The organism is Cryobacterium sp. PH31-L1 (genome assembly GCF_030063145.1).
Taxonomy (GTDB): Bacteria; Actinomycetota; Actinomycetes; order Actinomycetales; family Microbacteriaceae; genus Cryobacterium.
Map to the genome: position 1 here is coordinate 88,173 of NZ_JASISM010000005.1, position 13,982 is coordinate 102,154.

Consider the following 13,982-nt stretch of genomic DNA (forward strand, 5'->3'; position numbering starts at 1 on the left):
ACTCACGGCGAACCAGTCGTCCGACAAGGATACATGCCCCGCTAGGCGCGTTGTATTATTCCTGCCACGGTCATGCCGACGATGCAGCAAAGCATCGTCAGTGTGAAACCGAAATCCAAAGCGATGGGCCCGATGCGAAGCGGCGGAACCAGACGACGGAAGAAACGTACCGGCGGATCGGTCAGCGTGTAGACGAGTTCGACGAATACCAGCAGGACACCCTGTGGGCGCCAAGCCCGGTTGACACCGCGCACGAGGTCGATGATGAATCGACCCCACAGCACGAGGAAGTACATGAAGAACACGAAATAGAGAAGATTCCCCAGAATTGATAGACCAGTCACACTTAAGTCTAGCCTTGCGCGAAGAAGGAGCTGTCTTCAGCGCCCTCTTCGTTGGTGCTGTCGCCGGAGACGACGACGTGGGACGGCGAGAGCAGGAAGACCTTGGCGGTGACGCGCTCAATCTTGCCGTACAGCCCCTGGGACAGGCCGCTCGCGAAGTCGATGAGGCGGCGAGCATCGCCGTCGCTCATCTGCGACAGGTTGATGATGACCGGGATGCCTTCGCGGAAGGACTCGGCGATGACCTGGGCGTCCTTGTAGGCGCGGGGGTGAACCGTGAGAATCTCATTCATTTCAGACGCAGCCACATTCTGGGGGGTCGAAGTCTTACGCAGGGGGGTCACCGGTGCACGACCGGCGTCGTGGTGGGCCGCATTGCTGTCGTGCCCGCGTGCCGGAACGGCACTGACGTGATTGGCACCGGCGTGATTGGCAGCGGCATCGTTATTGGAGCCGCTGTTGGAATTGCCGGTACCGGCGGGTGCCTGGTACTCCAGCTCTTCGTCTGCCAGACCCAGGTAGACCATGGTTTTCTTGAGCGGGTTGGACATGTCGACCTCCGTGTTGGTTTGCTACTTCGAGATTATTAGAGCACCGGGCGATTGCCGGTGATTGCCGTGCCAATTCTTAGGTGTGTCGCCCCTTCGAGCACGGCCGCCGCATAGTCCTGACTCATGCCCATGGACAGTGCGGTGGCGTCCGGGGCCTGGCCGCGGATCTGTTCGCTGAGCGCGCGCACCTGGGCAAAAGCCCGTCGCGGTTCAGCGCCGAGTGGCGCCACGGCCATAAGGCCGAGGAGGACGAGGCCCGGTGTGGCCTGAACGCTGTCGACGAGGGCCGGCAGGTTCGCGGGATCCACGCCGCCGCGAGCCGGGTCATCCGTGAGGTTGACCTGAATAAAACAGTCAACGTTCGATTCCTCCGAGCCGAGAGCGGTCACCAGGGACTCTCGATCAATCGAGTGGATGACGTTGGCATAGGCCCGCACCTGGCGCGCTTTCTTGCCCTGAATCTGACCGACGAAGTGCCAGACGAGGTCGAGACCCGCCAGCGACGCTGCCTTGCCCTGCGCCTCCTGATGCCGGTTCTCCCCCAGGTCGCGAACGCCCAGGGCGTAGAGCTCTTCGATCAGGGAGATCGGGTGAAACTTGGTGACGACGATCGTGGTGATGTCGGCCGGGTCGCGGCCAGCCTCCCGTGCGGCATCGTCGACGCCACCGTGCACGGCCTGCAGCCGCGTGGTCAGATCGCTCGGTGCCGTCGTGCCCGGTGCGGGTTCGGCCGCCGCGTCAGGAAATGCCATACTCATGCTGCTCTGTTCGTTACGGGCGATTAAGGCAGTGCGCCCGGGGTCGACATTTTGGGCGTCGGCCCCGGGACTGCTGCAAACGCGACTTATTTGAGGAAGTCGGGAATGTCCAGGTCGTCGGCCTCTTCTTCAAAGGCCGGGTCGGCAACGGTCACGCCGTTGCCGGCGTCCGAGCCGCCCCAGACGGAGGCCGCGAGCTCGCCGTCGCTGTAGCTGCCCGAGTCGGTCGCGGGGGTTCCCGTGGCGCTGCCGGCGGATGCCGCAGCTCCCGCCGCCGCCGTTCCGGCACCGGCCGCGATACCAGCCGCGACGAGGTCGGCACGCCGAACCTCGACCGCCTTCGCGCCGGGCTCGCCGCCGTCGAAGCCGGCGGCGATGACGGTGACCCGCACCTCGTCACCCAGGGTGTCGTCGATGACGGCACCGAAGATGATGTTGGCTTCGGGGTGCACGGCTTCCTGCACCAGGCGGGCGGCGTCGTTGATCTCGAAAATACCGAGGTTGGATCCACCCTGAATCGACAGGAGCACGCCGTGCGCGCCGTCGATCGAGGCTTCGAGCAGGGGCGACGCGACGGCGAGTTCGGCGGCTTTGATGGCACGGTCGGCGCCGCGAGCTGAGCCGATGCCCATGAGGGCCGAGCCAGCACCCTGCATGACCGACTTCACGTCGGCGAAGTCGAGGTTGATCAGGCCGGGGGTGGTGATCAGGTCGGTGATGCCCTGCACACCGGCGAGGAGCACCTGGTCGGCGGTCGCGAAGGCTTCGAGCATACTGATGCCGCGGTCGCTGATCTCGAGCAGGCGATCGTTGGGCACGACGATGAGTGTGTCGACCTCGTTCTTGAGCGAGGCGACACCGGTCTCGGCCTGGGCCTGGCGACGCTTGCCCTCGAAGCCGAACGGCTTGGTGACGACACCGATGGTGAGGGCGCCGATCGACTTGGCGATGCGGGCCACGACGGGGGCGCCACCGGTTCCGGTGCCACCACCCTCGCCGGCGGTGACGAAGACCATGTCGGCCCCGGCGAGGGCTTCCTCGATCTCCTCGGCGTGGTCCTCAGCGGCGCGGCGACCCACCTCGGGGTCAGCACCGGCACCGAGGCCGCGGGTGAGGTCACGACCGACGTCGAGCTTGACGTCGGCGTCGCTCATGAGCAGGGCCTGAGCATCCGTATTGATGGCGATGAACTCGACACCGCGGAGGCCCAATTCGATCATGCGGTTGACGGCGTTGACGCCGCCACCGCCGATGCCGACAACCTTGATGACGGCTAGATAATTTTGATTGTTTGACACGTCCGGCCTCCGGGTGGAACCCTAAACCTCTAGTCGAAGTTTAAAGTTATGCTGAGTATGCAATTCCTGATTACGAAAGTATGCGGGCGCGACGCGTCGCTGGGGAGGCGCGCCCGCGTGTCGCGAAGAACTCGAAGAATCCGTTGCCGCGACCCGTTGCAGGCCCACACTTCACGCCCATTTAGGGTCCCGCGAGCCCGTACTGCCCGTGACCGCGCCCGAAACGCGTGGCCGTTACGGCGGTTACCGTAGCGCGCATCCGTTTCGGGCAGAGTCGCGAGGAGGACGCCGAAAATCAGCGCAGCACGGCGCTGTCGGGCGAGGAGACGTCGTATTCATTCACAGTGCCAGCTGGGTGCCCCACGAGCAGGGCGGCCAGCACGACGGCCTTGTACTCGGATTTTTCCGGGCTGCCCCAGACCACGCGTTCCCCGCCGAGCAGGCTCAGGGTGACGTCGTCGGTGGTGACCGCGGTGACCGAGTCCAACTGGGTGCGGATGCTCTCCGGCAGCACGGCGAGGACCGCGGCGGCAGCCTTGAATCCGGCGCTGGAGATGCCGTCCGGGGCGTCGATCAGCGGGTAGCCGGCCGCGCGTTCCGGCGTCGTCTCAATGACGACACCGGCGGCATCGACCAGGTCGAATCCGGTCGGGCCGGTCAGCACGCCAACCGGTACCCGCTCGACGATGCGCACCACGAGTGTGCCGGGCGGGCGACTCTCCGTGACGTAGCTCTGGATGAGCGTGAACGTCGACAGTTCGCCCTTGACCACCGCGCTGTCGATAAGCGGCAGGGGGGTGCCGAGCTGATCGGCGAGGGCCGCTGACACATCCGCCGCCGGAATCCGGCTGGTGCCGACGACCTCGATCGTGCGCAGGGCCATCAACGGTGAGTAAGCAGCCCCGATAATGAGCCCGAAGGCAAGCACGATCGAGCCGACTCCGAGAATCCACGCGGTTCGCCGTCGCCGGGTGCGTCCGGTGAACCGTCGAACCTCGGCGCGTTCGAAGCGTTTGCGGGCGCGCTGGGCCGCCCGCAGCACCGACCGGGCCGCTCGGGCGCCAGCCGTGCCGCCGGAGGCCTCAGCGGGCGACTCTGCCTTGATGCCCGCCCGTGCCGACGATGGCGCTGAGGCGTCACGCGTTCTGTCGGCAGACGCTGGGCTCGGCACCGGTTTGACAGTGACCGGCGAAGCGGATGCGCCTCCCCCGGCCAGCACTATCGGTTCCGTCGTCGTGTCGGAGGGATCAAAGGGTTTCGGCGTTGATTTGAGAGCTGGGCCGCCGCCGCGCGCTTTCCTCGGCTTCTCCGGTGCTGGAGTCCGTTTCGCTGGCGCTGGTGCCCGTTTCCTCGGCGGTCGGGCTGGCGCCGGAGCGTCGTCAGATTCGGCGAGTGGCGGCACTGCCGGCTTGGCGCGCGGCGATTTCGCGGCCGGGGTCGCGGCCGGCGCAGCCGGGCGCGATCGCTGCGGCTCGTTCGGTCGGTCGAAGCCGGCCGGCCGCCTCACCGCCGCCTCATCCGCGTACTTTTTCGAGCGAGGCAAGCAGCTGGGGCACGATGCGGTTCACATCGCCGCAGCCGAGGGTCACGACGAAGTCTCCGTCGCGGGCGATGCTGGCGAGATAATCGGCGGCATCCTGCCAGTCGGGCACGTAGGCGACGTGGGACGGGTCGCGGAACCGCTCGGAGACGAGCGCTCCGGTGACCCCGGGCTCAGGGTCTTCGCGGGCACCGTAGACGCCGAGCACGATGGTCTGGTCTGCGAAGGCTTCGAGGGTCTCGGCGAATTCCTGCGCGAACAGACGGGTGCGGCTGTACAGGTGCGGTTGGTGCACCGCGATGATGCGACCCTCACCAACGACAGTGCGTGCGGCGGCCAGGGCTGCGGCGACCTCGGTCGGGTGGTGGGCGTAGTCGTCGTAGACGCTGACTCCGCCGACCGTGCCGTGAAGTTCAAACCGGCGCTGGGTGCCGCCGAAGCCGGCGATGGCGTCGAGGCTGGCCGCCGGGTCGAAACCGAGGCCGACCAGAACGGCGAAGGCACCGGCCGCGTTGATGGCGTTGTGCTTGCCGGGGATTCGCAGGGTGGCGTTGTAATCCTGACCCTGCCAGGCGACGCTGAAGCTGACCGGACCGGTGGTGGTGATGGAGTGCACGCGTACCGTGGAATCCGGGTGCTCGCCGAACGTGATGACGCGGGCGGCGGCATCCGCTGCGCTTAGGCCCGCGGTGATGGCCCCGGTGACCCGTACCGCGCCGACGTCGTCAGAGGAGATCACGACGAGCTCCGTAGCGTTGCGGCTGAATGCGACGAAGGCGGCCTCGAAAGCTTCGAGGGAGCCGTAGTGGTCGAGGTGGTCTGGATCGACGTTCGTGACCAGGGCGACCGCCGTGTGGTACAGCAGAAAGGAGCCGTCGGATTCGTCGGCTTCGACCACGAAGAGGTCGTCGGTGCCGCTCGCGGAGCTGACCCCGAGCGATTCGATCACACCGCCGTTGACGAAGCTGGGGTCCTGTCCGAGGCCGAGCAGACCGGTGACGATCATGCCGGTGGAGGTGGTCTTGCCGTGCGCGCCGGCCACCGCCACGAGCCGGTGCGCTCGGATGAGCCAGGCGAGGGCCTGCGCCCGGTGCAGCACCGGAAGGCCGCGTTCATTCGCGAGCACGTACTCGGGGTTGTCCTGCCAAAGCGCTCCGGTGACCACGAGCGTGTCGGCGTCACCGACGTTGGACGCATCGTGCCCGATGAACACGGTTGCACCGAGATCACGCAGCGCCGTGACGTTGGGCGAGTCCTTCGAGTCGGAACCGGTGACCGTGTACCCCCGGTTCAAAAACAGACGAGCAATACCGCTCATGCCCGATCCCCCGATGCCCACGAAGTGCACACGTCCGAGCTGGTCGGGAATGGTCAGAGTGAGGTCTGGTGCGATCACGGTTGTGCTCTTTCTCGATAGCAGTTAGAAGCAAATAAAACGGATGCTGCGGGAACTACGTTACGCGTGCGAACGCCCGACGGGCGCGAGCGCGCCCTGCACCAGGTCGAGCATGCGGGCCGTTCCGTCGCGCGCTCCAACGGATGCCGCCCCCCGCGCCATCACGTCCAGCCGCGCCCGGTCACCCAACAGGGTCACCAGCTCACCCTGAACGAAGGCGGGCACGAAGTCCGCGTCAGCGATCACCACGCCCCCTCCGGCTGCCAGCACGGGCGCGGCGTTAAAACGCTGTTCACCGTTGCCGACCGGATAGGGCACGTAGACGGCCGGAATACCGAGCGCGCAGAGTTCGCTCACCGTGGCTGCTCCCGCGCGGGTCACGGCGAATTCGGCGGCGGCGAGGGCGAGATCCATGCGGTCGCAGTACTCCAGCATGTGGTAGTCCGGCAGCTCGGGGTCGGCGACCTCGGCCTTCGCCCCGGTGATGTGCAGCACCTGCCAGCCGGCGGCGACGATCTCCCACGCCGAGTCGACCATTGTGGCGTTCAGTGTGCGAGCGCCGAGGGACCCACCGGTGACGAGCAGCACGGGGCGTTCCGGTGCGAGGCCGAAGAATGCCAGCGCCGCGGGCCGCGCCTCCACCCGGTCGAGTTCTTCGATTTCGGGCCGCAGCGGCATGCCCACGAACCGGGCGTGCCGAATTGGCGTGCCGCTGAAGGCGACTCCGACGTGCCGGGTGAAGCGAGCGCCGAGTTTGTTTGCCAGCCCGGGCCTGGCGTTGGCCTCGTGAATGACGATGGGCACTCCGGCTCGCCGGGCAGCGAGGTAGGCCGGTGTGGACACGTATCCGCCGAAACCGACGACGACATCGACGTGCCTAGAGCTGATGACGTCTCTCACCAGTCTCACTGCGGCGCTGAAGCGCGGTAGAAAGCGCAGGGCACCCCGATTCGGGCGGCGCGGAAACGGCACCCGGGGGACGACGATGAGTTCGTAGCCGCGCGCGGGAACCAGGCGAGCCTCGAGGCCCTCGGCGGTTCCGAGAACCAGCACCGTGGCATCCGGGTCAAGAAAACGGATGCGGTCGGCGACGGCGAGCAGGGGGTTGACGTGGCCGGCGGTTCCGCCGCCCGCCAGAAGGTACGTGGTCATGCCAGGTCAGCCTCAATGGAATCGGTGAAATCGTTCTGGGGTTCGCTCGAGCGGTCGCCGCGAGCAAAGGAGAGCACGATACCGATAGCGACCAGGGTGGTGAGCAGAGCGGTGCCACCGGCCGAGATCAGCGGCAGCGGTACGCCCAACACGGGGAACACTCCAAGCACCACGCCGATGTTGACGAAGGCCTGGCCGATGATCCAGACCATCGCGGCGGCCGTGGAGACCTTGGCCTGCACGGTCGTGGCCGTTCGCATGACGCGCAAGAAAGCGAAAGCCAGCAGAATGAACATACCGAGCACGACGATGCAGCCGATCAGGCCGAGCTCTTCGCCGATGATGGCGAAGATGTAATCGTTGTCGGCGGCCGGCAGCCAGGACCATTTCGCCTTGGAGTTGCCGAGGCCGACGCCGAAGATGCCTCCGTTGGCCAGCGCCCAGGTGCCGTGCAGCGGTTGCCAACAGCTCTGCGAAATCTCGCCACTGAGCTCGGTGCAGCCCTCGTTGAGAAAGCTCATGATGCGGGTCAGCCGGTTCGGGCTGGCAATGGCCAGAACGATAGCACCACCGACACCGACCAGCAGTGGCACGGCGAGCAGGCGCAGTTTGACCCCGGCAAAGAACAGGGCGCCAAAAAGAATGCCGGCCATGATCATCACTGTTCCGAGGTCGCCGCCAATCATGACCAGCAGCACGGCACCGCCGCCCACCCCGAACACCGGGATGAACACGTGCTTCCAGTCGTCGAGCTGATGCTGTTTCTTCGACAGGATCACACCGAGCCAGATGACCAGCGCCACCTTGATGCCCTCGGACGGCTGGAACTGAATGCCGAAGATGTTCAGCCAGTTGGTGTTACCGCCGGTGCCGCGGCCGAGTCCGGTGGCCACCACCAGAAACTGAAAGAAGCAGGTGATGAGCATCGCCGGCCAGGCCACGCGCCGCCAGAACGCGAGCGGCAGTCGGCTGACCACGAGCATGAGCGGAATACCGATCAGCGCGAACATGCCCTGACGCAGCAGTCCGCCGAAGAAGCCCATGTCGGCCAGAAAAGAGTCCACCGACGACGACGACAGCACCATGACGAGCCCGAAGATGACTAGAAACAGGGTGGTGCCGAGCAGCAGAAAGTAGTTGCCGCCCTCGGACTTGAACACCCGGCCGAGGTTGATCCGCACCTGTGGTCCACCCGGCCCGTCCGTTGCCGCCGGTTTTTCGGGCGCCCCGGGCGGGCGCCCCGCAGCGGCACGGGAACCGGAGGCAGGCCGTGGTTCGGACACGGATCGTGATCCGGCGGTAGGCCGGGAGCCGGCGGCCGACGCCTGGGCCTGCGTGACCGGCCGGGTGCGAGAGGAGGGGTTACGCGGCACCTGTACCATCCGCGTCACCTGCCCAAAAAGTCGTGTACTGCCTGATTGAAAAGCCGCCCGCGTTCGACATAGCTCTCGAATTGGTCCATCGATGCGGCGGCCGGTGCCAGCAGCACCGTATCACCGGCGCGAGCGAGTTCGGCGGCCAGCCGCACCGCCCGGGTCATGACTAGTTCAGTGTCGTCCGGGTCGATCTCATACACGGTCAGGTCGGGGGCGTGTCGCGCGAATGCCTGGCGTAATGCCAGGCGATCCACGCCGATAATGATCGCGCCGCGCAACCGGCCGACGTGCTTCTGCACGAGCTGGTCGATATCAACGCCCTTCAGCAGCCCGCCGACCAGCCAGACCACCGACTCGTAGGCGGCCAGCGAGGCGTCGGCGGCGTGCGGGTTGGTGGCCTTCGAATCGTCGACCCACTCGACGCCATCGCCGATGGCGACGGTCTCGATCCGGTGGGCGTCGAGGTGGAAGGTCTCCAGCGCCGTGTGGATGGTGGCCGGCAGCACGCCGTACGAGCGGGCGAGGGCGCTCGCGGCGAGCACGTCCATGATCACGTGCGGGGCGCCGAGTCCGGCGGCGACGAGGTGAGGCACCGTGGTCAGTTCCAGGGCGCGTTCGAACCGGTCCTCGAGAAAGGCGCGGTCGCAGACGATGCCGTCGACGATGCCCAGTTCGCTCGGTCCGGGCACGCCGAGGCCGATACCGATCGCGCGAGCGCCGTCCTGCACCTCGGCGTCCTGCACCATCGCGAGTGTCGCGGCATCCGCCGTGTTGTAGACGCAGGCGACAGCCGTGTTCTGGTAGACCTTCGCCTTGGCAGCTCTATAGGCCTCGGCCGACCCGTGCCAGTCCAGGTGGTCATCGGCGATGTTCAGGCAGAGGCTTGCCCAGGGCCGCAGGGCGCCCGGACCGCTCAGCGGCAGGTGGTGCAGCTGGTAGCTGGACAGCTCGACGACGAGCACGTCCCAGCCGGCGGGATCGCGGATGGCGTCGAGCACCGGCACACCGATATTGCCGCAGGGGGCGACGCGGCTGCCGTGGGCGGCGAGCATGGTGGCGGTGAGCTGCACGGTGGTGGTCTTGCCGTTGGTACCGGTGACGAGCATCCACTCGGCAGGCGAGCCGACCTTGTCGCGCAGCCGCCAGGCCAGTTCGATGTCGCCCCAGACCGGCACGCCGTTCTCGTACGCCCACGCCAGCAGCGGGTGGTCGGGGTGGAAGCCGGGCGAGACGATGATCACGTGCGGATGCTGCGCCGAGAGTTCAGCGGGCACCTCGCGCAGGTCAGCCTGCACGAAGGGCACGCCGAGCACCGTGAGCAGGTCGAACCGTTCGTCGGGGCCGGGCGACGCGAGCACGAGCACGTCGGCGCCGAGTTCGGCGAGGGTATCGGCGGCGGCGAAACCGGTCACTCCGAGGCCGAGCACGGCGACGCGCAGGCCCTTCCAGTCGGCGTGCCAACTGGTGAGTGTGTTCAGACGATCAACGTCACTCATCAGCGAGACAGCCACTCGAGGTAGAACGAGCCGACACCGGCGGCGACGAGCAGGCCACCGATGATCCAGAACCGCACGACCACCGTGACTTCGGCCCAGCCTTTGAGTTCGAAGTGATGATGGATCGGACTCATCAGAAATATGCGTTTACCGTGGGTGATTTTGAAGTACGCGCGCTGCACGATCACGGATCCGGCTTCCATCACGAACAGGCCGCCGATGAGAACGAGGAGCAGTTCGGTGCGGCTGAGGATGGCGAGGGCGGCCAGGGCACCGCCGAGGGCGAGCGAGCCGGTGTCGCCGAGGAAGATCTTGGCCGGCGAGGTGTTCCACCAGAGGAACCCGATCAGCCCGCCGACAATGGTCGCGGAGACGATGGCGAGGTCGAAGGAGTCGGGACCGAGGTAACACTTGAACTGGTCTGAGGCATCCGCCCCCCCGAAGCAGCTCTGGTTGGACTGCCAGAAGCCGATCACGACGAAGGAACCGATGGCGAAAATGGAGGCCCCGGTGGCGAGCCCGTCGAGGCCGTCGGCTACGTTGACCCCGTTCGAGGTCGCCGCGACGATCAGGCAGATCCAGAGCAGGAACACGGCGATGCCGATGAAGGTACCGAGTTTCATGAAGTCCAGCGGCAGGTCGCGAATGAACGAGATGCTGGTCGAGGCGGGGGCCTGGCCGTTGCGGTCGACGAATTGCAGCGACAGCACACCGAAGGCGCCGGCCACGATGACCTGCCCGAGTACCTTGGACCAGCCGCCGAGCCCGAGGCTGCGCTGGTTGCGGGTCTTCAGAAAGTCGTCGAGAAACCCGACCAGGCCGAGGCCCACCATCATGAACAGAACGAGCAGCGGCGACGGCGTGAACGGTCGTTGTTCGATCAGCATGGCGGCAAAATAGCTGATCAGCACGCCCACAATGATGATTATGCCGCCCATGGTGGCGGTGCCGCGCTTGGCGTGGTGACTCTTGGGGCCGTCGTCGCGAATGAACTGGCCCCAGCCGAACTTCTTGAACAGGCGAATGAACAGAGGGGTCAGAAATAGGGTGAACGCGAGCGAAAACGCTCCGGACAGCAGAAGGACTCTCACGAGAACAAATCTCCCAGTCGATCGCCGAGGAATCGCAGACCTGCAGAGTTGGATGACTTCACGAGCACGGTGTCCCCCGGATTCACGCTGGTGCGCACGAGTTCGAAGGCTTCGTCCGGCGTGTCGACATAGGCCGATTCGCCGTCCCACGATCCTTCATTGATGGTGCTGATGTGCATGCGGCGGGCGGCAGGGCCGACCACGATCATCTGGGAGATGTTCAGACGCACGGCGAGCAGCCCGATGCGATCGTGCTCTTCACCGGCCAGTTCGCCGAGTTCAGCCATCTCGCCGAGAACCGCGATGGTGCGGCGTCCTGGAGTGCCGATCTGGGCGAGCGTCTTGAGCGCTGCGCTCATCGAGTCGGGGCTCGCGTTGTAGGCGTCGTTGATGACGGTGATGTCATCTTTGCCGCCGAGCACCTCCATGCGCCAGCGTTCGGCCCGCGTGGTCGCCTCTAAGGCTGCGACGATATCGTTCAGCGGTACCCCGAGTACCTCGGCGGCGGCAGCCGCGGCGAGGGCGTTCATGACGTGGTGCTCACCGAGCACCGGGAATACGACCGGGGCGCTCTGCCCGCTCGCCAGGTGCAGGGTGAAGGTGGAACCAGCGCGGCCGGAGTGCAGGTCGCTCGCGCGCACGTCGACCTGGTCGCCGGATACCAAACCATACTGGCCGAAGCGAACGATGCGGGCGGGGGTGAGCGCGGCCATGTGCGCGACGCGGGGGTCGTCGGCGTTCAGCACCGCGACATCCGTTTGGTAGAGGTCGGTGACCATTTCGGATTTGGCGCGCACGGTGGCGTCGAGGTCGCCGAACTCGCCGGCGTGGGCGAGGCCGATGGTGAGTACGATGCCGACGTCGGGGCGGGCCAGCCGCACGAGGTGCGCGATGGCGCCCTCGCTGCTGGCACCCATCTCAATCACCAGGAACCGCGTATCAGCCTTCACCTCGAGCATCGTCATCGGCGCGCCAACCTGGTTGTTGAAGGAGCCGCGCGGGGCGACGGTGGGGCCGACCCGTTCGAGCATGCTGCGAAGCAGGTTCTTCGTCGTGGTCTTGCCGTTGGAACCGGTAACCGCCACGATCTTGAGCGCTCCCTCAGCGCGCACCCGGGCGACAACGGCGGAGGCGAGTGCGCCGAGAGCGCCCACGGCGTCAGCGACGACGATCTGGCTGACCGGCAGGTCGAGCAGTCGCTCAACGATAAGCAGTGCGGCACCCTGCGCCACGGCGACCGGAGCGAACAGGTGCCCGTCGGTGGCGGCGCCGGGCTTGGCGACGAAGATTGCGCCGGATTCGATCAAGCGGGAGTCGGTCTGCACCGATCCGTCGATCCGGTCAGCAGCGGTGGTAGCGCCGTTGAGGTGCAGCGCACCGTCGACGGCCTGGCTGATCTCAGCCAGGGAGAGGGCGATCATTTACAGCCACCCAGCGTCGCGCAGCGCCTGGCGGGAGTCATCCCTGGCCGAATACGGCAGTTTCACGCCTTGTACCTCGTGGTAGTCCTCGTGGCCTGGGCCGGCGTACAGAATGGTGTCTCCTTCGTGTGCCAGTGACAACGCCGTACGGAATGCCGCACGCGGGTTTGCCACCTCGTAGAACTCGCCGTCTGGCACGGCTTCGCGGGCTGCTTTCAGCAGTACGGCGCGGATGCTCGCAGCGTCTTCAAATCGTGGGTGAAAGTCGGTCACGACCACGATATCGCTGCCTTGGGCCGCAATTCGGCCCATATCGGCGCGTTTCGTGGTGTCGCGGTCACCGTCGGCGCCGAACAGCATGATCAGCTTGCCCGGCGTGAACTTGCGCAGGGCCGCGAGGGTGTTGAGGAACGCATCGGGGCTGTGCCCGTAGTCGATGTAGACGAGGGGGCCCAGGTCGCCGGAGATGCGCTCGGCGCGCCCGGGGATGAACGCGACGATGCCGCCGTCGCGGTTCAGCGTGTGCTGGATCGCGCCGAGGTCGAATCCGCTCTCGACCAGCATGACGATGGCCAGGGCGGCGTTGGCGGCCATGTACCAGCCGAGCAGCGGCACCCGGGTGTGCAGGCGGCGACCGTCTGGACCATCGAGTACGAAGTCGGTGTGGGACGCGGTTTCACCGACCACGGTCATGCGCCAGTCGGCGTCGACATCGGCCCGGTTGGTGATGGTCGTCACCGGAATGCGGCATTCGTCGGCGAGGCGGCGGCCCCAGTCGGTGTCGACGGTGATCACGCCGCGGTGCGAGCGGTCGGGTTGGAACAGCTCGAGCTTGGCCTGAAAGTAGTCGTCCATGGCGGCGTAGTCGTCGAGGTGGTCGTGGCTGAGGTTGGTGAATGCGGCGATATCGAAGACGAGGCCGTCGACCCGGTAGCGGCTGAGGGCCTGCGCCGAGACTTCGATGCCGACGGCGCGCACCTCGGCCTCGTTCATGCGGGCCAGCAAAGCGTGCAGTTCGCTGGCCTCCGGCGTGGTGAGCGAACTCGTGACGGCCAAATCGCCGATACGGCGTTCTGCGGTGGAGGTGAGTCCGGAGACGACACCGAGCTGGTTCAGAATGCCGAACAGTAGGTAGACGACACTGGTCTTGCCGTTGGTGCCGGTGACGGCGAACAGGGTCGCCGGGTTGTCGTCGGTGCGGTAGATCCACGCGGCGACGGCGCCCAGCGCGGCACGGGCATCCGGTGTCAGCAAAACCGGCAGACCGCTGGCCGCAGCGAGCTGCGCTCCGGCCTCGTCGGTCAAAATCGCCACTGCTCCAGCCTCGGCTGCCGCCGCGGCGAAGGTGGCGCCATGCAGGTGTGCTCCAGGAACGCCGACGTAGAGGTCGCCCGGTTGCACCGTGCGCGAGCTCAGGCTCACTCCGGTGACTTCGAGTCCGTCGATGTCTCCACGTAGTTCCAGATCAAATTCGGCAACCAATCCCGACAACGACCGCGGAACGGGGTGCTCGGGACGGAGAGCCGACGGCGCCAATTCAGACACGCAGGGCTCGCTTT

General features: G+C 66.4%; 12 protein-coding genes. All 12 read right to left on the reverse strand.

What is annotated here, in order from left to right; all coding sequences use genetic code 11:
* Positions 1 to 41: 41 nt before the first annotated feature.
* Positions 42 to 344 (reverse strand): YggT family protein, encoded by a 303-nt coding sequence (locus QMF22_RS11310; RefSeq protein ID WP_283453585.1) that lies wholly within the window; start codon positions 342 to 344, stop codon positions 42 to 44.
* Between the two features lie 8 nt (positions 345 to 352).
* Entirely contained in the window at positions 353 to 895 is a 543-nt protein-coding gene (locus QMF22_RS11315; protein ID WP_283453587.1) for a cell division protein SepF, read from the reverse strand.
* Between the two features lie 35 nt (positions 896 to 930).
* The gene (locus tag QMF22_RS11320) at positions 931 to 1,647 is read right to left on the reverse strand and encodes a YggS family pyridoxal phosphate-dependent enzyme (protein WP_283453589.1); all 717 of its coding nucleotides are present in this window, start codon (positions 1,645 to 1,647) and stop codon (positions 931 to 933) included.
* A 92-nt stretch (positions 1,648 to 1,739) separates the two neighbouring features.
* Positions 1,740 to 2,951, reverse strand: a complete 1,212-nt coding sequence (gene ftsZ, locus QMF22_RS11325) for a cell division protein FtsZ (protein ID WP_092339767.1) — start codon at positions 2,949 to 2,951, stop codon at positions 1,740 to 1,742.
* Positions 2,952 to 3,246: 295 nt separating this feature from the next.
* Positions 3,247 to 4,170: a cell division protein FtsQ/DivIB gene (locus QMF22_RS11330; protein ID WP_283453591.1), complete on the reverse strand. Its 924-nt coding sequence runs from the start codon at positions 4,168 to 4,170 to the stop codon at positions 3,247 to 3,249.
* Positions 4,171 to 4,465: 295 nt separating this feature from the next.
* Positions 4,466 to 5,887: a UDP-N-acetylmuramate--L-alanine ligase gene (gene murC / locus QMF22_RS11335; protein WP_283453592.1), complete on the reverse strand. Its 1,422-nt coding sequence runs from the start codon at positions 5,885 to 5,887 to the stop codon at positions 4,466 to 4,468.
* Positions 5,888 to 5,947: 60 nt separating this feature from the next.
* On the reverse strand, positions 5,948 to 7,039 hold the full coding sequence (locus QMF22_RS11340) for a UDP-N-acetylglucosamine--N-acetylmuramyl-(pentapeptide) pyrophosphoryl-undecaprenol N-acetylglucosamine transferase (RefSeq protein WP_283453594.1): 1,092 nt from the start codon (positions 7,037 to 7,039) through the stop codon (positions 5,948 to 5,950).
* Positions 7,036 to 8,220: a putative lipid II flippase FtsW gene (gene ftsW / locus QMF22_RS11345; protein WP_283453596.1), complete on the reverse strand. Its 1,185-nt coding sequence runs from the start codon at positions 8,218 to 8,220 to the stop codon at positions 7,036 to 7,038. Before ftsW ends, QMF22_RS11340 begins: the two co-directional genes overlap by 4 nt.
* A 206-nt stretch (positions 8,221 to 8,426) precedes the next feature.
* Positions 8,427 to 9,911 (reverse strand): UDP-N-acetylmuramoyl-L-alanine--D-glutamate ligase, encoded by a 1,485-nt coding sequence (gene murD, locus QMF22_RS11350; RefSeq protein WP_283453598.1) that lies wholly within the window; start codon positions 9,909 to 9,911, stop codon positions 8,427 to 8,429.
* Positions 9,911 to 11,002 (reverse strand): phospho-N-acetylmuramoyl-pentapeptide-transferase, encoded by a 1,092-nt coding sequence (gene mraY / locus QMF22_RS11355; protein WP_283453600.1) that lies wholly within the window; start codon positions 11,000 to 11,002, stop codon positions 9,911 to 9,913. Before mraY ends, murD begins: the two co-directional genes overlap by 1 nt.
* On the reverse strand, positions 10,999 to 12,423 hold the full coding sequence (locus QMF22_RS11360; protein WP_283453602.1) for a UDP-N-acetylmuramoyl-tripeptide--D-alanyl-D-alanine ligase: 1,425 nt from the start codon (positions 12,421 to 12,423) through the stop codon (positions 10,999 to 11,001). Before QMF22_RS11360 ends, mraY begins: the two co-directional genes overlap by 4 nt.
* Complete coding sequence (locus QMF22_RS11365) at positions 12,424 to 13,968, reverse strand: Mur ligase family protein (RefSeq protein ID WP_283453604.1); 1,545 nt, start codon at positions 13,966 to 13,968, stop codon at positions 12,424 to 12,426.
* Positions 13,969 to 13,982: the final 14 nt, after the last annotated feature.